The organism is Thalassomonas actiniarum, assembly GCF_000948975.2.
In the GTDB taxonomy this organism is placed as follows: domain Bacteria; phylum Pseudomonadota; class Gammaproteobacteria; order Enterobacterales; family Alteromonadaceae; genus Thalassomonas; species Thalassomonas actiniarum.
The window spans coordinates 1,775,587-1,793,605 of record NZ_CP059735.1 but is presented as its reverse complement, the minus strand read 5'-3'; the positions used below and the strand labels follow the sequence as shown (position 1 = coordinate 1,793,605).

The following is an 18,019-nucleotide window of genomic DNA, read 5'->3' as shown; positions in this document are numbered from 1 at the left end:
TGTCATCATGAGCAAGACTTCCTTAGCGAAAGAAAAAATTAAGATCTTATTACTTGAAGGGGTGCATGAAAAAGCCCTGGAAGAATTGAAAACCAAAGGCTATAGCAATATTGAGTATCTTAAAACTTCCCTGAGTGAAGCCGATCTCATTGAAAAAATTAAAGATGTCCACTTTATCGGCATCCGCTCCCGTACCCAGCTCACCGAAAAGGTACTCAGCCATGCCAATAAACTCGCCGCCATCGGCTGTTTCTGCATCGGCACCAACCAGGTTGAGCTGGCGGCGGCGCAAAAGCGCGGTATTCCGGTCTTTAACGCACCGTTCTCCAATACCCGCTCAGTAGCCGAGCTGGTATTGGGGGAAATTTTATTGCTGCTGCGCGGTATTCCGGAAAAAAGTGCCCTGGCCCATCGCGGTGTGTGGCATAAGTCGGCAGCGGGCTCAGTGGAAGCCAGGGGCAAAACCCTGGGCATTATCGGCTACGGCCATATCGGCACCCAGCTGGGCATTTTAGCCGAGACCCTGGGCATGCGGGTGCGCTTCTATGATGTTGAAACCAAGTTGCCGCTGGGCAATGCCAGCCAGGCCCCTAACTTAAGCAGTTTATTGCAGGAAGCCGATGTCGTCAGCTTGCATGTGCCGGAAAACCGCCAGACACAAAATATGATCGCCGGCGCCGAGTTCAGGAAGATGAAACCGGGAGCAATCTTGATCAACGCCTCCCGCGGCACCGTAGTAGATATCGATGCCCTGGCATCGGCACTGGAAACGAAACATCTGGCGGGCGCCGCCATCGACGTTTTTCCGGTTGAGCCCAAAGGCAATGATGAAGAGTTCATTTCTCCGCTGCGCGCCTTTGACAATGTCATCCTCACCCCCCATATCGGCGGCAGTACCAAAGAAGCCCAGCAAAATATCGGCATCGAAGTAGCCACTAAACTGGCGAAATACTCGGATAACGGTTCGACCCTATCTGCGGTCAATTTCCCGGAAGTATCACTGCCCGAGCATACCGGCACCAGCCGTTTGCTGCATATCCATAAAAACCAGCCGGGTGTGCTGACGCAAATTAACCAGGCGTTTGCCCAGCATAATATCAATATCGCCGCCCAGTACCTGCAAACCGATGACGCCATAGGTTATGTGGTGATAGATATTGAAACCCAGGACAGCGAGTTGGCGTTAAAAGAGCTGAAGCAGGTGGAAGGCACCCTTAAGGCCAGGGTTCTACACTAACAGGGTAAAGGCGCCAGCAAGGAAACAAACATTAAAAAAGGACCCTAGGGTCCTTTTTTAATGTATTCAGCAAACCCTCGCTGACGTTAGAAGAGCAGCTGCATCACGATTAAGGCAAAAGCCCCCGCCAGCACATCGTCAAGCATGATGCCGAAACCGCCGTGTACTTTTTTATCGGCAATGGAAATCGGCCAGGGCTTGAAAATATCAAACAGGCGAAACAGCACAAAACCTGTCACCACCGCCTGCCAGGACAAAGGCACCATAAACATAGTGATCAGGAAACCGACAATTTCATCCCAGACAATCGCCGGATGATCGTGCACGCCGGCAGCGTCTGCCGCTTTTTGGCAAATATAAATGCCCGCCAGCGCCATCGCAAGCGTTAGCACCGCATAAGCGGCCACAGGTAGATACCAGGCCATAAGCAGGTAAACCGGGATGGCGGCAAGCGTGCCAAAGGTGCCCGGTGCTTTAGGGGCCAGGCCCGAGCCAAAACCCAGTGCCAGGAACTGCACCGGATCCGCCAGAGTAAATTTTGCCATTGAATTGTCTGCTGCCATTAACGTTGCGGATCTGATTGGTGCTCAGCGCCTTTATCACTCTCTTTATCAGAGAAATGCTCAAAACCACGGGAGCCGATAGACACAGGTTTATTGTCCAATGTCGTGGTGATCTTTTCCGAGCCGTTGATCTGACCGATACAGGTGATATTAATACCGGCATGGGCGAGCGAGGTTTCCATGCCCACTTTATTGTCTTCGGCAACCGTGAACAGCAATTCATAATCATCACCGCCGGATAACGCCAGCTCGATGGCCTGTTGCTGGTCCAGGGTATCTGTCATCACCTTAGACAGGGGTAAGGCATCAAGCACCAGATTAGCCCCCACCTTAGAGGCCTGGCAGATATGCTGCAAGTCTGAAATCAAACCGTCTGACAGGTCGATGGCAGAGGAGGCATATTCCTTCAAGGCCTGGCCCGCCAGCACGCGCGGTTTGGGATAATTGAGCTTAGTCATCACCTGCTCGGTAAAAACCTCTTCCACCTTTACCTTGCCCTGCAGGTGTTTTAACGCCAGTGCCGCATCGCCGAGCTCGCCGGTCACATAGAGCCAGTCACCCGCCTTGGCGCCCGAGCGCAGCAGATACTTATCTGCCGGCGTGATCCCCTGGGCGGTAACAGTAATACTTAACGGCCCCTGGGTGGTATCGCCGCCAATCAGCTGAACATTATAGTATTCACATAATTCAAACACCCCGGCACAAAACTCCTTTAACCAGGTTTCATCGGCTTCCGGTAACGTCAGCGCCAGAGATACCCAGGCAGGCTCTGCCCCCATCGCCGCCAGATCCGACAGGTTCACGGCGATTGCTTTATGCCCTATGGCGCGCGGCTCGGTTTCCAGCGGGAAGTGTACACCGGCCACCAAAGTATCTGTAGTTACCGCGATATGCTGGCGCTCTCCCGGTTGTATCAGGGCGCAATCGTCGCCTATGCCCAGCAGCACGTCCTTACGCTTGACAATTTGCTCGGCAAAAAAGTGCTTTATCAGCTCGAACTCTTTCATGGGGAAATGATTACTCTTGTGGGCGGATAAGCTTCACCGCTTTATCCAGGACACCATTAACAAACTTATGGCTGTCATCGGCAGCAAAAGATTTTGCCAGTTCAATTGCTTCATTGATCACCACTTTATAAGGAACGTCTGTAGAATCTTTGAGTTCATAAATAGCGGTGCGCAGGATAGACTTTTCCACCTGGTCGATATCATCGAGCGGGCGGTCGACATGCGGGGAGATTGCTTCATCCAGGGAGCTGACATTGGCGGTTACGCCACGCAGCAACTGCTGGAAATAGTCAATATCAAAACGGCGTGCTTTATTTTCTGTTAAAAAGCTGGCTTCGATATCGGCAACGTCATTTTGGCTGATCTGCCATGAATAAACGGCTTGGATCGCCAATTCACGGGCTTTTCTTCTGGCTGAAGGTTTCACAATAATTTTCCGAAATAAAATTTACAAAAACAAGGCATCTAAACTATTTATGCTTTAAACAGGCATAAACGGAAGACTTATTAAAAGACTTCCGCAAATTATGCCGTTAAAGCAGAAATAATTTCAATGTCACAAGATTATAGCTGAGATAAGACATTAACCATTTCTAACGCGCTCAGGGCGGCTTCAGCCCCTTTATTTCCGGCTTTGGTACCGGCACGTTCTATGGCTTGTTCAATTGAATCTGTGGTGATCACACCAAAAGCTACCGGCGTGGTAAATTCCATCGCCACCTGGGCTAAACCTTTGTTACATTCACCGGCAACAAAATCAAAATGCGGAGTACCGCCGCGGATCACTGCCCCTATGGCAATAATCGCATCAAACTTGCCGTTGGCGGCGATACGCTTGGCCGCTACCGGTAATTCATAGGCCCCCGGGACGCGAACAACAGTGATATCTTCGTCAGCGACATTGCCCTGACGCTTGAGCGCATCAATGGCGCCTTCAAGTAAACTTTCAACAATAAAACTGTTAAAACGCGAAACAACAATCGCGTATTTTTTGCCTGGGGTAGCAAATGAACCTTCAATGATTTCCATGTATAAATCACCCGTTGATAAAAATTGCGGCAATTCTATCAAATAGCAGCTTATTTCGGTACTCGTTTATTGATTTTTTCAAGCGGTTAACAGCGACAGCTTAACGATAGCCGAGACAATTAAAATAAATCGATGACAAACTAGTTAAAAACATATTTACAGGGATAGCATACCACTTATCAGAGAGTAGTTACCTGCCCCCATTCCGCAGAGTGTTTCATAACAAAACCCCTTTACGCATGTTCAATAACTGAAATAAAAATATAAGGATAACTTCTATGCCAAAGAATAAAGTAGCTGAAGCAAAATGAAACAATCAGAAAAGCTATCTGTACTTAATTTCGCACGACCAGTTGTTCAGGTAAATTTAGCCCTTTAAGAAACCAATCAAGCTGATTACCGAAATATCAGAACGGAGATAGCGGTTAAGTGAGTGTTTCTTGTATGGTTGGAATGTTAAAAACCACCAAACCGTACAAGATGGCAATAAGTGCTAAAGACAGCCTTGATAAATGTTGCTCTTTCCAGCTATTAAATGCATAAATAATGATAATCGGCTCTAAAGCAAACCGGTAGAGGCCAAAACGCTCACTGGCAACCAGATCACCGATAAATAATAACTGGATAAGAAACAATGAAAAATAACATCTGTATAAGTTATTGATTATCTCACGGTTATAGGAACCAAAAGTTTTAATAAACTCAAGAAAAGCAACAAAAATAAAAAACGAAAGAAACTTAAACGTTATTAGGGAATCCATGCCGACATGAAAATACTTAGCTGCCTTAATGGCAAGCAACTTGGGTAAAAACATGAAAATAACACTGGAGAAAAATCCGGACAGTAACAGTGCAATCAACACCAACATAGCCCCCCAGAAATAACGCATTTTAAAGCGAAATACAGCAGGAATTAGAAATATCGCCACCAATAAAGCAGAAAAATGAAAGAATGACGCAAAAACAAACAGGAAAAAGGCTAGTTTTTTGCGTTCTTGCTGAATAAAGGAGATGCCCAATAATACGATACCAACCGCCATTCCCTGCCTGATAACATTACTGTGTAAAGACACACAAGTCATGCTGACACTATACAAGGAAAAAGCCAGCAGAGGATAATCGGATAACCGGCGATAAGCCAAATAAGTAAAAATTAATCCCCATAGTGCCACGGTCACCAAAAAGAAATCCGCCGAAAAACCCACCAGTTTGTTCAAGTAGGTAAAAAGCACAAAACCGGGTTCTGCAGCGGTAATATTATTTAAAACAAACGCCTTGGTTAGATCCCTGTAAGTATAAATAGTGTCGGGGATTGATTTAAATGCCCCAACGTAATTATGGGTATCCGCTCCGGCTTCTGGGCCTCGAAAACCAAAAAAGACAGCAATAGATAAAATAGCAATAACAACCAGGAAAATGTTATTTTTTCTTAACGTCCCCCACAGGATAGCGCCATATAAGATAGACAGCAGAATAGGGTAATAATTAAAGACCAAATGAAATTACTCTTTTCTAGTAAAGTTATAGACTTACTCAACTCTGGCAAAATATCGAATCAAGACAAACATCATAGACAAAAAACAGCCTACAACGGTTCCGGCAACGCATATAAGGGCTCTTTGCGGAGCTGACTTCTTTTCGGCAAGACTTGGTAAATCAATATACTGAAAGACATATTCGCCGCTTCGGTTGGTGAGCATCAGAGATTTGGTTTGCTCTTCAATCAAATCAAACAAGGTTTGCTGTAAGTTGGCATTGTCGGTACTTTGCAATTTCTCCTTAAGAAAGGCGATGCTTTCCTGGGCATTTTTTTCGTCTCGCTGGCGCAGCGTCTCGTTGACATCATCAATAAACAAAGTCAGCCATTGCTGAGCCAGTTTCGGTGAATAAAACTCAAGCTCAACCTTTATCAGCCCGCTTTTATCATCTTCCTGTAATCTTATGAGTTTTTTAAACTCTTTAAGCACATCTTCTGTTTTCGGGCGCGTTTGCTCATCAGGGGCATCGCCGATTAACCACATTTTAGTCTGTACATCATAAAGGCCATCATCAAGAAGGATCTCATCTGTCTCCTCATCCCATTCGACCCCTGCCATCAAAGGCACCAGGATCGAATGCTTCTCGATAAAGTTCATAATAAAAGATCGGGACTGAAAATATTCTTTACCGATCACAACATTGTTATTTTGACCAGCATTTAAATCAAGACCGGCTAATCCGGCTAGCCCGCCTAAACCGCCCATTTTCCCGGCAAGGCCTGACAACCCGGATTGACTATCGACAGCGGTAACTAAAACGGCTTCCGATTTATATTTATTCGGTAAACTCAAGGCCAGAGCAACAGAAAGCACAGCAAAGATAATGGAACTAACAACAATAAAAATGCGGCTCGCGTACAAAAGACGAATAATTTCTTTGATTGAAATTTCTGAAGATGAACTTACCTTTAACTCTGACACCATATACACCTTTAACTGATAATTACTTGCTCAACCTTGAACTATTTTTACTAACTCAGCAATTCCCCCTTAAACAGACGCATTAGCAGGGGGTGGGCTCCCCATAAGCGCCCATTCATCAACAAAGCGGTATTGTTAGCTTTTCGATTTGACCTGTTCAGGAAAAATAGCCGCCAGGGACTTAAACTTCCCGGCAGATAAGATATTACCCGATTAAAATCGAAGGGATTATAACACCATAGTGTGCAAAAGCTCTTAAAATCATAACCTTTATAGCAATAATTATTGGTTCAATTTAAAGAAAGCCTTGATGGCATAATGCGAAAAAACATAACAAGTTTTAAAGATATTTAATTTTTCAATATCTCTGTATACCTGCCAGATTTTCATCGCTTTTTTGACTTTATTACGAGAGATGGAATTTGACACTATTCGATACTTACTGAGAGGTTCGTTAAAAATATAGGCATGCTTGCCTGTTTTTAATAACTTCAACCATAAGGCGTAATCTTGTCCTGCACGGATCAACGGCATAGACAAGTCGGCAAAAGCATTTTTCCTCACCAATACCGTACAACAGCCCATGGTCGCATTTTTTTTCAGCATATCCTGATATGAAAACAAACCGCGTTTGCGAAGATCTATGCCCTGTTTTAAATCATTCCCCTGTTCATCTATTAGCCAATAAGGAGTAAATGACAGGTCTGCCTGCTCTTGTTCCATAAAAGCCAAATGTAACTCCAACTTGCGGGGCAGCCATAAATCATCACTATCTAAAAAAGCCAGTACCTCTCCATCAGCGCGGGCAATGGCATTATTTCTGGTTACGGCAGCACCTGCATTGACCTGATTGCGCACAGGTTTTATCCGCGCATCTTGTTGGCTCAGCCGGGTTATTATTTGCCAGGTATCGTCACTGGAACAATCATCGGTCACCAACCATTCCCAGTCTTGATGCGTTTGCGCGACGATACTTTGATATGTCTCTAAAATAAATTGTTGAGAATTGAATGTCGGTGTAATGATAGAAACTAGCATTGATATCTCATTTAGTATCAAGAAATTAAAATAGGCAGAAAAGGTTACTTACTACGGTGTCATTAACAACGCCTTACACTAACCTGTGTGCACCACTAAACTCCAGCAAGCAAGCGTTGATATAAGATTTAGCCCTTAAGACGGCTCACATCAAACAGCCATTTTAACCAACGGAAATTAGTGTTCATAAAAAACGATACCGAGGCTTTCAAGTTCCCTTTATTCGTTAACTTTAAAAAATCCAGCAAACTATAATTCGATCCCTGTAGTCGTTTTTCCAATATACTCATGGAGTCTTTATGGGCTTGAGACATAATGGCCTGATGTTTACCCATAAATTTCTTAAAAGCGGTTATTCGGCGGTCGCTGCATTCACTGATCCTTCCGCTGACATGATCTGTGTACCATATATAGCTAATATTATCGGATTTAAATGCAGTCCCGTAGCGATGAACCAGACGAACCCAAGTATCATAATCCTGAAAAGCAGGCATCTTGGGATCAAATCCGCCAATAGTGCGCAGATACTCGGTACGAGTCATCACCTGGTTCCCTAGAATATTATAATGGAGCAAAGCTTCCAGGGTAACTTCACCGGGATCCATGCGCCGCTCAACATCCCCTTTTGGGGTACGCTCACAATAGGGTGAAGCAAAACATGAATAATCAGTTGCCTCAAAACTGGTAAGCATATGTTCAACACGATGAGGTAAAAATTCATCATCGTCATCCAGTCCGGTTATAAACTCGCCGCTTGCCGCTTCTATTGCCAGATTCCTGGCAACACACGCCCCTTGGGGGGTTTCATTTTTTAAATAAATAAGTTTGCCCTGGTCAATCAAGGGCGATAATACCTGATAAGTATCATCAGCAGAGCCGTCGTCGGCAACGATAAGTTCAATGTGGGGATAAGTTTGGTTTAAAACTGACTCTACCGCCCTTAATAATAACCCGGAACGGTTATGCGTTGCTATATATACAGTAACTAAAGCTTTTTCTTGCATTTAAATGACCTGGTGATTCTAATTTAACAGTTCGACATTGCAGAAAGGTATTGGTCTTTAAAATAGCATTACGCGCCAAAAAGGAGGACGCATGTTTATTTACAAGATAACCCGCAGGCAGCTAAAAGCAGAGAATCCAAATAACCAAACGAAAATTTACAACGAAAAATAGTGAAATTTTAAAGGCCGAGATAGTAACAACGACAGCCTAATTATTCAATACTCATCCCGGCTATTTTTCTGCAGACCAGGCCTGGTATGGGCGTTTATTAATCTTTAGCACTATTTGTTCGAATGCAAAGCACCTCAGCTATGACTTTCTCCTTGCAACATTTTCACCATAGTGGCCGTCGTTGCTTGTTCTGAGTATTTAGATGAGACAAATGCCCGCGCACATTGTCCCTGCTCCTTGGCTAAAGAGGGATCATTGATCAACGAGATAATGGTATCGGCAAACTCTTCAACAGACTCACCTGAAACTACATAACCGGTACGGCCGTTGGCCACAACTTCTGGCAGGCCACCGATATTGGAGACCACACAAGGACGTTCACACGCAGAGGCTTCAACCACTGAAACACCAAAACTTTCTATTCGACTGCTAACAACAAATAAGTCGATTTCATTGATATAGTGGCTCACTTCGGTATTTGGCACACCACCAACAAACTGACAGACATCCAATAACGCCAGTTGCCCAGCCTGGGCTTTCAACTCAGAGGATAAAGAGCCGTCGCCGACAATCAATAATCTCAACCTTTGCCCGGCTTCATGCTCGGATGCCAGCAACTTTTTTCTCGCCAGAGCAAAAGCCTTGATCAAAACATCAATCCCGTACCTGTGCTCAAGTCGTTTAACTGTGCCTATGGTAATAGTTTCATTGGAAAAAATAGTGCGAGTTGAAGTAAAACGTTCAAAGTTAACCCCAAAAGGAGTAATTTCAATCTCGCGCTGATCCTGTAATATCCCCCGGACATGATCCGCCATCGCATAACTGGTGGAGGCTATCCGTTGTGCCCGGTTTAGATTCGTTTTTATTAGCCAATTGTGTAAAAAACTTCGATAAGGAAAATCATAAACATCACTGCCCCAAACCGATAAAATATAAGGCTTGATTCTGGACAGGGTAGCAAGTGAGCCATAACCGCTGGCATAATGGACATTGATAATATCAGGCCGCAACCTACTTACCAGCCGGTTGAGAGCAAAAGCATTCAGCACATATCCGCTGCGACCCGAATAAGGTAGCTGGTGCACGATAACCTTGTCATTAATAGGCTCTACGGCAGTATGCTGCGTTATAAGATGGATCTCAAATCCATGATTGACTAAGCCATTAACCCATTTAACCGTATGGATAACAGATGCCGGGGCAATAAACACTAGCCGCATATTTTTTTTATTCACAATTTCTCTTAACATCAAGGGGTATTTTGGCCGCACCTAAACCACTCTGTAAAAACATAGCGCTCACCCGGACACAGGCCAAGTAAGACCTTATGAAGCTTGCTGCCTGGTTTGAAAGCACTGAGTCAGCCCTGAAGACGACATCACTGTATCGCCGCCGAGATAAAACCGGTACTCGAATAAACACGGCGCTCGGCTGAAAGTAAAATCTTTACCTGCACTTAACCGGAAATGGTACCATACTTTCAGCACACCACCATCCCTATAAAATATTTTGCTATGAAAATTTCAGCTTTAAACGCCAGAAAAACCAAATTTTTCACGCTTACAGACATACAGCTGGACAAGCACCGGAAATCATAACATTTTCGTAGGACAAAAATAAGGGCAAGCATTTACCGGTAACCGAAACAACGGGATATTCACCAATTAAAACCTTTTATTTTTGAAACACAGGCCTCATAATAGCGGGTATTTATGCTTGGGTATAGGGCAAGATGCCGGTAATGGCATCGAGGCAATGCTTTCCCGCTCTGATGTAAGACGCAATTCAGCAAAGGTAATAATAGTTAGAAATGAAAATAGTTCTGATTGCAAACGGTAATTTCATCCATATACAGCCTTATATAGACTTTTATAATGCCCAGGGCTATGAGGTGTCTTTTATTTCCCTGACTCCGTCCCCAAAGAGGAATGTAAAAATATATGAAGTATTATCAAAAGACATCACCGAGAGCCGGTTGTCCAAAATCCTCTATCTTTGGTGTGCCTATAAAGCCAGAAAACTCATCAGTGAAATCAAACCTGATCTTATCCATGCCCAATATGCCACAAGCGGCGGACTTGTCGCCTATTTAAGTTCTGGTAAAATACCTTATATCATTACTGCCCACGGCAGCGATGTCTTAACAAACCGAAAAAGTAAGATCTGGTCTTTCCTGTTCAAAAAAGTGTTTGGCAAAGCCGTGGTGGTCAACAGTGTTTCCGAGCAAATCGCCGATTATATTTCTTCTATCGGCACCCTGACGAATAAACAGATCACCGCCTCGATTGGGATAGATTTAAGCAAGTTTAATTTATCCCAGGAGAAGAAAAATAAAAAGGCGGACAAAAAGTTAAAACTGATCTGTACCCGGCGTTTTGAACCTATCTACAATCATGAAGTGATTTTCCAGGCGCTAATCCTCTTACAGCAAAGTGGATTAGATTTTGAGTTTACCTTTGTCGGACACGGTCCTTTAATGGCGAAATATAAAACCCTGGTTGATGAACATAAATTGAACGAGCAGGTAAGCTTTTTAGGACAGGTCCCCAACGGGGCTTTACCTGAGCTGCTCAACGCACATGATATCTATATCTCCTCATCTCTACATGACGGCACCAGTTTATGCCTGTTGGAAGCCTTCGCCTGTGGCTTGTTTCCCATTGTCTCCGACATAGAATCGAACAAGGCCTGGGTACAGCAGAAAAAAAATGGCTTGCTCTTTGAGACACAAAACGCAAAAGCCCTTGCCGATGCGATTTTGGCCTACCCCAGGCTGGAAAATGTAGAAAATATCATCAGGGAGAATATAGAGATGGTCGGTTTATACGGCGACAGGAATAGTAATATCAACAAAGTATTCACCAAAGCCGCCAACTTGATAGCAGAGTCAAAAACCGCTTCTATGCACGATTGAGTTCACCCGTTAGCTTAGTCCTTACCACAGATGCCAATAACCTGACTCTCCCCTGGCGTTGCTGCCACCACAGCTTGGCCGGCTTTTAAGCGGTTATTGCATCAGCACGCTATTGCCCAGCCCGGTTAAAGTTGTCCGAATCCCCTAGAGCGTGTTGATCTTTGCGGTATAAAAAATAGGCGGCATGAAGACAAGGTATAATTGATTTCACCAAAAACAGTTATGCCCTATCAACATGCCAAGACTAATGTTAACAGATGAAACCTGGAACTTGCTATCACGAATAATGCTTTTAACAGGTCGAATTTACAGTAAACCAGAACATCGAATGACAATGGAAGGAATATTATTCAGGCTCAGGACAGGTATTCCTTGGCGAGATTTACCCCCTGAATTTGGTGGCTGGAGTAAAGTTTTCCGCAGATTCAACCTTTGGTCACAGAAGGGGGTATTGGTGGAAGTGTTTACTTTTCTTTCTAAATTGCATGACAGCGAATGGCTATTTATTGATGGCAGTATTGTGAAAGCCCATCAGGATAGTACCAATACAGCTGATGCAAGTGCCCAAGCTGTGGGGAAAAGTCGAGGTGGAAATACAACTAAAATTCACCTTGCTGTAGATAGTGGCGGTTTACCTGTCCATTTTGAGCTATCAGAAGGCCAGGTAAATGATATTGTTCATGCTGAGTCATTAATTTCAGCCTCTCCTGAGTCTGAAATGGTTGTAGCTGATAAAGGTTATGACAGTGAGGCTTTGAGGGAATTTGTAAGGCAGAAAAATGCAAAGCCCGTTATCCCCAGACGCGATCACAACGAGCAAGGCAATGAGGATATTGACTGGTGCATGTATCGATATCGACATTTAGTAGAAAATGCATTCATGAAGATTAATAAATACCGTGCTATTTCAACACGGTATGACAAGTTGGCGAGAAATTATCAAGCAATGGTAGCTTTAGCATTTAGTTTTATGTAGCTACCTGTTTGGGTTGATTAAGTTATGTACAGCAAAGATCAACACGCTCTAGGTGGCGACCAGGATTAATCGCAATAACTTTGTTTTGCCCTTAAGCAAAGACCCCATCCGCGGGTTATCCGATGCCCTCTTTATCCGATGTCCTTTTACTACTCCGTACTGGTTTCCATGTAAACACCCGGGTAAACATAAACAAAGATTTTGTCATAATAATGGCCATCGGCCGGGTGGAGTGATGAAAAAACAGCGCGATATAACAGGCAAAAGCACTGGAGATGATGGTAGCAATCGCAGCACCAACGCCATGAAGCTCGGGAATAAGCAGATAGTTCAATAATACATTCACCACAGCGCCAATGCCCTGCGTCACCAAAGAAAAAAGCAGCAGATGCTCGGCCAGCAGCCATTTATTGAGCAGCGCCCTCATAAAGGCGAAAATACCCGCCCAGATATGTAGGGATAAGATCACCCCCGCCGCCTGATATTCAACGCCATATAATAGCACAATCAACCAGTCCGCGAGGAAGGTAACCGGCAAAGCAACAGCAACGGCACCTAATACTAGCGCATCGTTCAAGCGCTGTAACTGCGCTTTATAGACGGCCTCATCCTGCGCTTTTTTCTTGAGCAGGGACGGGAAAAAAGATGCCACGACAGCGGTAGGGAAAAAATACCAGACTTCGGACAACCTGCCGGCAACAGCATAAATACCGACTTCTGATGAAGAGACCATTTCCGCCAGCATCACCTGATCTATCTTGACATAAATCACCGCCGATATACCGGATAACACCAGCCATTTACTCTGTCCAATCAGATTCATGCCGTATTGCCAGTTAACCTTCATCAAAGAAAACCTTTGCTGGCGGTAATAATAAATAAGCAAATACAAAAAGGAGATCAACAAAAATTCAAAGGCGGTTGCCCAGACAAATGCTGCGGTATCGGCATCGAACCATACGAGTAAAGACTTAACGATAGAAGAGCAGAGTATCGCCAGGAAACGTACCTTAACAATAGATTTCGACTGTACTTTTGCCTGAAACCAAAAATCAATAACATGTAAAGCGGTGAATATGTTCACCGCAGATAAGGCGATAATGCCCCAGTCGAGCGCGCCAAGCTCGGTAAAAAAGCCCAGCATAGAAGCAATATACAAAAGCAACACAGAAAAACAGCCGGTCAGCAGCCTTAACACCAATGCGGTAGACATAATTTCATCTTGCTTCTCGGGGGCATTGACCACTTCCCGGGTGATTATCGCGTTTAAGCCTAAGGAGCTCAACGGCGCCACCAGGGAAACAATGGCGATAATATAATTCAGCTGGCCAAATCTCTCCGGACCCAAGTGTCTGGAAATCAAAATACTGACAACCAGTACCAGCAGCATAGATAGAATTTTTTCCCCGATTAACCAAGCGGCATTTTTTATCGCACCAAAAGATGCCGGGTTGTTCGTCAGTTTAGCTAAAGAAAACAAATGTTCCTCATTGTCAAAGTCTGTCAGTGTTTATCATGCCCACTTCCCGGTTCGGGCTTGACGGGAATACCGGCCCATTACCGCAATAAGATTGGCGGTAATGAAATATCCGGCGCAGTATAACACTAAACAAAGGATTCAGGCTTTTTATCATCACTTAACGGCAAAATACCCTGCCCCGCCGGATATTTACAGTGCCTGGTGATTGCCAGATAGCAATATCGGCGTCCCGGATTCCAGCAAAGAACTCATTATTTTACTTAACGGCCCTTTAACCGCAGGGTTTGGCCCATTTCCGCTTCTGAGCAAGATAAGCGCCACGGCTGAATCCGACACCAACGGCGGGATAAATACCTGTCAAACAAGCCCGGCTTCCAGTAAAATAAGCCCTTTACAGAAAACCTAAGACACCTAAATGGCAGTAGAAAAGCTTACTTTGCAACAAAAATTGACAGCCGAATGGCAATGGTTACGGCAAAAGGCCTATGCTCAAAACATGCGGATGCACAGCACGCTCATCGAATGGTCAATCAGGAAAGCATCGGCTTCACACCGCACCCTGCCAAACTGCATGATAGTCGGCGCCCAAAAAGCAGGCAGCTCCAGCCTCTACCATTACCTGGTCCAACATCCCCAGGTGCATGCAAGCTTTAGTAAAGAAAAGCACTACTTCGACGGCGGCACCGTAGCGAACCTGGATACGTTTGCCAAAGGACAGCCCTGGTACCAGGCCCATTTCCCGTTAAAAACACAGGTTAAGCCCGGTGATGTCTGTATCGATGCCAGTCCATTATATTTATTTAATCCTTTGGTTGCACAGCGCATTAAAGCCCAAATTCCACACTGTAAGATCATTATCTTACTCAGGAACCCTGTTGAAAGGGCTATTTCGCATTATTATCATGTCAAACGCTTTGGTCATGAAAAGCTGACACTAAAAGATGCCCTGGCACAAGAAAGCAACCGGCTTGCCAACGCGTTAAACCGAAAAGATTATCAAGACCCGGCTTTCAGGTTATATTCCTATCAGGCAAGGGGATTATACCTGCAGCAAATCGCCCTGTACCAACAGCATTTTGCTAGCGAACAAATCTTGATTTTAAACAGTGAAGTGCTATTTAGCCGTCCTGAAGATATCCTCCCCCGGGTATTTGACTTTTTAAACCTTGACACCGATTACCAAGTTCCCGACTTAAAAGCCGTCAATACCGGCAACAATAAAACAAAGATCGCGCCACAGGACTACCAAAGCTTACAAGATTATTTTGCGTTGCCTAACCAGGCACTCTTTGAACACCTGGGGGAAACTTATGTCTGGTAGGCTGGCATATGCAATCTGAACAACAGGCTAAACGTCAAAAACGTGCTTGACTGCCAGAAAAAACATCCGCTAAAACTGATAGTCAAATAACGCAATATCCTGCTGATACAAGTCGGCAACAAATGCCCGACTTTCTTCATCATAATATTCCCGGTAATGCGGCTTGGTAGTTTTTTTCTTTTTTTGTTTAAATAGCCGACTCAACACCGCCCGCGCCCCTGAAGCCGGGGTTTCATTTTTGTGCGGCAGAGGCAAAACCTGCCCGGTAATTATCTCCGAAACCCGGGCAAAATCTTGCTGCAGATTTTCAAACTTGCCAACAAAATCCACCAGTAACTTTCCTTCTTGATCATAAAGGAAATAATGCTGAGGCAATACATGGCGATAAAGATCCTGAGATAACGCATAATCATCATCTTTTACCGTTGGAAAACCACGAAACAAAAAATCTTTAAAAGACATTTTGTACTGGCGGTACGTATATTCAGAGACCAGCCGATCCCAGGGATTGCGAACAAAGGAAAATTTAAAAAGCCGAGTAAAGACCTCGGGCTCCAGATAGCCCAACTCCAGGTATTCCAATGCCGTCAGATGTGCCAATCTCGGCGGTCCCAAGGCAGGATCTTTATTAGGACGGAGCAAAAAAGCTTCTCTTTGCTGCCAGCTTAAGCCGGCCCGGGCCAAAAAAGCAGATTCAATACTCTGCCCGGCCACCTTAGGAATATGAACAAATAAGCATTGATCAAAAGTTGATATCATATCATTGAGTTTCCACTTTCGCCGATCCGGGAAAAAATCAGCTTTCTAACAAAATAAAGGGCCACCAGGTTTTTAACCACCATTGCGGCACAAGTTATCCAGGCGGCAGCATAGCTGCCATACAAAGGGACAAGCCACAACAGCGCGGCAATATTAACGACGGTAATAATCAGGGTATTACGGCGATGTACCCGCTCATGACCCGCCATAATCAGCATGGAAACGACTGAGCCAGTTGCCAGATTTACCCAATGACCCAGAGCTAGTATCTGTAAAAGCTGAACGGCATTCTGATACTTACTGCCAAATACGCCCAGTAAGGGCTGGGATAGTGAATAAACCAGCAATAACAAAATGGTGGCAGCAAGCAACAACACCCGGTTGCTTTTTACCGACAAAGATTTAAATGCCGTCAACTGTTTCTGGCCCCAGTACCTTGCATACATAGGCGCTGTAATAGCATTAATCACCATTAACGGATAAGTCATCAGCAGTGCCAGTTTGGCTGCCAAAGCAAAACTGGCGACTTCAGATAATTCAGCATAACGCGCTAAAATAACGGTAGCCAATTGCTGGGTCGCCAGTGCCGCCAATGAGATCACAAAGAGATCTTTACCGCCTTTAAGCAAAGGACGGTTTTGAATTAGCTCCATAGCGCCTGAAAGCACGGACCTGCCATGTTGCTCTGACGCAACGCCAAGCTGTAACTTGCTGCCGGTAACGGCAAAGCTCAACAAGCAGGCAAACATACTCGAAAAAAGTATCTGATTAATGGCGCCTACAGCCGTCAACGGCGGCTGTAATAATAAAAAAAGCAGTGCCAGGGCAAAGGTTACCGCCCCGGTAAACAGCAAACTAACGCCTGGATAACCTCTGCCTCTTAACGCACTGCTATTAACGGCCAAAAAGGTTTGCAGTACGGTCAACATAGCCATCGCAGGCATCAGCTCAAGAAGTTTTGGCTGTTTTACTATATCCAGTGCTAAAAAGCTGCCAAACAACAGCAATAGAGCCGCAACGACACAAGCACTTAACCCGGCATAAAGGATAAAAAAGCAATAAACGTCCCGGATGCCAGCCTGCTTTTTCACCGCTAAATGGCGAATAAGTAAAGGTTCCAGTCCTTGCTTAGCAAAGGCACAGCTAAAAAGGATACAGGTCATCGCCAAGCTAAAAAGGCCATATTGAGCACTGGAGAGCTGCCTGGCCAGTAAAAAGTGAAACAGCAAGGCAAGAAAAGATGCCAGCAATTTTGCCAGTAACACCCAAATAGCCCGCCCCCTTAAACGCCCTGAAAGCAACATCTGCACAATGCCCCCTTTATGCTCCCGGCTGTTCAAGGCTGTCACAGCTACACTCTGATTTTTGCGGATAAGCTAATAACTGATAATCAAGGCGATAGAGCGAATATACTTTAGCCAACGCCCTGGGGGAAATTTTCGGCACTGGTGATTCAACCGCTGCGGCATTCACTTTTGGCAATTCCATAGGATACCCCTGACTGGCAGCCAGTGCTTGCCAATCCTTATGTAACGTTTCATAGCGTAACACGGTATCAATCTTACAAATAAGCTGGCGATCATAAAGATACAAATATTGCGGTTGAAAAAGCAATTGCAGCATTAAAAAGTCCGCATCCAGCACAAACTCAATAAAATCTGAAAAACCATTACTGTTGGCGAGAATTATCTCACGCAATGCAAGATCGTCACTTTGTTGGTTACCGCCTTTAAGACAGTAACGGTATGCCGAGTACAGTCGTGCCAACGGCTCCCTGACTATGGCAAATTTATGATATCGCCTGAAAAAATAGTCATTGCTTTCATAAAATTCATACCACTTGGCATGCTTTCGCCCGCCCTGATCATAAAACAAGGTTAAAACACTACTTCCGGCATTTTTAGGAATATGGACAAAGATACACTTATGCTTATGCATAAACGCTTTATAGGGGTAATAGCTAAAGGGAATAATTTTTTTTAGACGCTTAAACATGTCAGTTAAACTTTCAGGCCTTAACCGTTAACGGCTAAAACCAGGATTTTGGTTAACGCTAGTCT

The 18,019-nt window shown here is 44.6% G+C and carries 17 protein-coding genes; 4 read left to right on the top strand and 13 right to left on the bottom strand.

The window, feature by feature from the left end:
• Window positions 1-7 precede the first annotated feature (7 nt).
• Entirely contained in the window at window positions 8-1,237 is a 1,230-nt protein-coding gene (gene serA / locus SG35_RS07900) for a phosphoglycerate dehydrogenase (protein WP_044830718.1), read from the top strand.
• A gap of 86 nt (window positions 1,238-1,323) precedes the next feature.
• On the opposite strand, the gene SG35_RS07895 is transcribed toward serA, so the two are convergent.
• The 9 genes from SG35_RS07895 to SG35_RS07855 all read right to left on the bottom strand — a co-directional run bounded on the left by SG35_RS07895 (window position 1,324) and on the right by SG35_RS07855 (window position 9,744).
• Window positions 1,324-1,782, bottom strand: coding sequence for a phosphatidylglycerophosphatase A family protein (locus SG35_RS07895; RefSeq protein WP_420794555.1), 459 nt, complete (start codon window positions 1,780-1,782; stop codon window positions 1,324-1,326).
• A 17-nt stretch (window positions 1,783-1,799) separates the two neighbouring features.
• Window positions 1,800-2,807 carry a thiamine-phosphate kinase gene (gene thiL, locus SG35_RS07890; protein WP_044830716.1) on the bottom strand — a complete coding sequence of 336 codons (1,008 nt, stop codon included), beginning with the start codon at window positions 2,805-2,807 and terminating at the stop codon, window positions 1,800-1,802.
• Between the two features lie 10 nt (window positions 2,808-2,817).
• Window positions 2,818-3,234 (bottom strand): transcription antitermination factor NusB, encoded by a 417-nt coding sequence (gene nusB, locus SG35_RS07885; protein ID WP_044830715.1) that lies wholly within the window; start codon window positions 3,232-3,234, stop codon window positions 2,818-2,820.
• Between the two features lie 137 nt (window positions 3,235-3,371).
• Complete coding sequence (gene ribH, locus SG35_RS07880; RefSeq protein ID WP_044830919.1) at window positions 3,372-3,836, bottom strand: 6,7-dimethyl-8-ribityllumazine synthase; 465 nt, start codon at window positions 3,834-3,836, stop codon at window positions 3,372-3,374.
• 425 nt (window positions 3,837-4,261) lie between these two features.
• Complete coding sequence (locus SG35_RS07875) at window positions 4,262-5,332, bottom strand: EpsG family protein (protein WP_044830714.1); 1,071 nt, start codon at window positions 5,330-5,332, stop codon at window positions 4,262-4,264.
• Between the two features lie 33 nt (window positions 5,333-5,365).
• The gene (locus tag SG35_RS07870; protein ID WP_044830713.1) at window positions 5,366-6,298 is read right to left on the bottom strand and encodes a Wzz/FepE/Etk N-terminal domain-containing protein; all 933 of its coding nucleotides are present in this window, start codon (window positions 6,296-6,298) and stop codon (window positions 5,366-5,368) included.
• A 279-nt stretch (window positions 6,299-6,577) separates the two neighbouring features.
• Window positions 6,578-7,333 (bottom strand): glycosyltransferase family 2 protein, encoded by a 756-nt coding sequence (locus SG35_RS07865; RefSeq protein ID WP_044830712.1) that lies wholly within the window; start codon window positions 7,331-7,333, stop codon window positions 6,578-6,580.
• 128 nt (window positions 7,334-7,461) lie between these two features.
• Entirely contained in the window at window positions 7,462-8,337 is an 876-nt protein-coding gene (locus SG35_RS07860) for a glycosyltransferase (RefSeq protein WP_053042758.1), read from the bottom strand.
• Between the two features lie 306 nt (window positions 8,338-8,643).
• Window positions 8,644-9,744, bottom strand: coding sequence for a glycosyltransferase (locus SG35_RS07855; protein WP_160298210.1), 1,101 nt, complete (start codon window positions 9,742-9,744; stop codon window positions 8,644-8,646).
• A gap of 575 nt (window positions 9,745-10,319) precedes the next feature.
• Between SG35_RS07855 and SG35_RS07850 the strand changes: the two genes are divergently transcribed.
• Window positions 10,320-11,423, top strand: coding sequence for a glycosyltransferase family 4 protein (locus SG35_RS07850; RefSeq protein WP_044830711.1), 1,104 nt, complete (start codon window positions 10,320-10,322; stop codon window positions 11,421-11,423).
• Window positions 11,424-11,658: 235 nt separating this feature from the next.
• Window positions 11,659-12,399 carry an IS5 family transposase gene (locus SG35_RS07845; RefSeq protein WP_044830710.1) on the top strand — a complete coding sequence of 247 codons (741 nt, stop codon included), beginning with the start codon at window positions 11,659-11,661 and terminating at the stop codon, window positions 12,397-12,399.
• Between the two features lie 115 nt (window positions 12,400-12,514).
• Here the strand turns inward: SG35_RS07845 and SG35_RS07840 are convergent, their stop codons facing one another.
• On the bottom strand, window positions 12,515-13,879 hold the full coding sequence (locus SG35_RS07840; protein ID WP_044830709.1) for a flippase: 1,365 nt from the start codon (window positions 13,877-13,879) through the stop codon (window positions 12,515-12,517).
• A gap of 415 nt (window positions 13,880-14,294) precedes the next feature.
• Here SG35_RS07840 and SG35_RS07835 point away from each other — a divergent pair, with 415 nt between their 5' ends.
• A complete protein-coding gene (locus SG35_RS07835; RefSeq protein WP_053042757.1) occupies window positions 14,295-15,200 on the top strand; it encodes a sulfotransferase family protein in 906 nt (301 codons plus the stop codon).
• Window positions 15,201-15,269: 69 nt separating this feature from the next.
• On the opposite strand, the gene SG35_RS07830 is transcribed toward SG35_RS07835, so the two are convergent.
• From SG35_RS07830 to SG35_RS07820, 3 genes are read right to left on the bottom strand one after another with little or no spacing between them, the layout of a single operon-like run.
• Window positions 15,270-15,959 carry a sulfotransferase family 2 domain-containing protein gene (locus SG35_RS07830; RefSeq protein WP_044830707.1) on the bottom strand — a complete coding sequence of 230 codons (690 nt, stop codon included), beginning with the start codon at window positions 15,957-15,959 and terminating at the stop codon, window positions 15,270-15,272.
• Window positions 15,956-17,308: a lipopolysaccharide biosynthesis protein gene (locus SG35_RS07825; RefSeq protein WP_152646452.1), complete on the bottom strand. Its 1,353-nt coding sequence runs from the start codon at window positions 17,306-17,308 to the stop codon at window positions 15,956-15,958. Before SG35_RS07825 ends, SG35_RS07830 begins: the two co-directional genes overlap by 4 nt.
• Complete coding sequence (locus SG35_RS07820) at window positions 17,280-17,954, bottom strand: sulfotransferase family 2 domain-containing protein (RefSeq protein ID WP_053042756.1); 675 nt, start codon at window positions 17,952-17,954, stop codon at window positions 17,280-17,282. The genes SG35_RS07825 and SG35_RS07820 overlap by 29 nt, the downstream gene beginning before the upstream one ends.
• Window positions 17,955-18,019 lie beyond the last annotated feature (65 nt).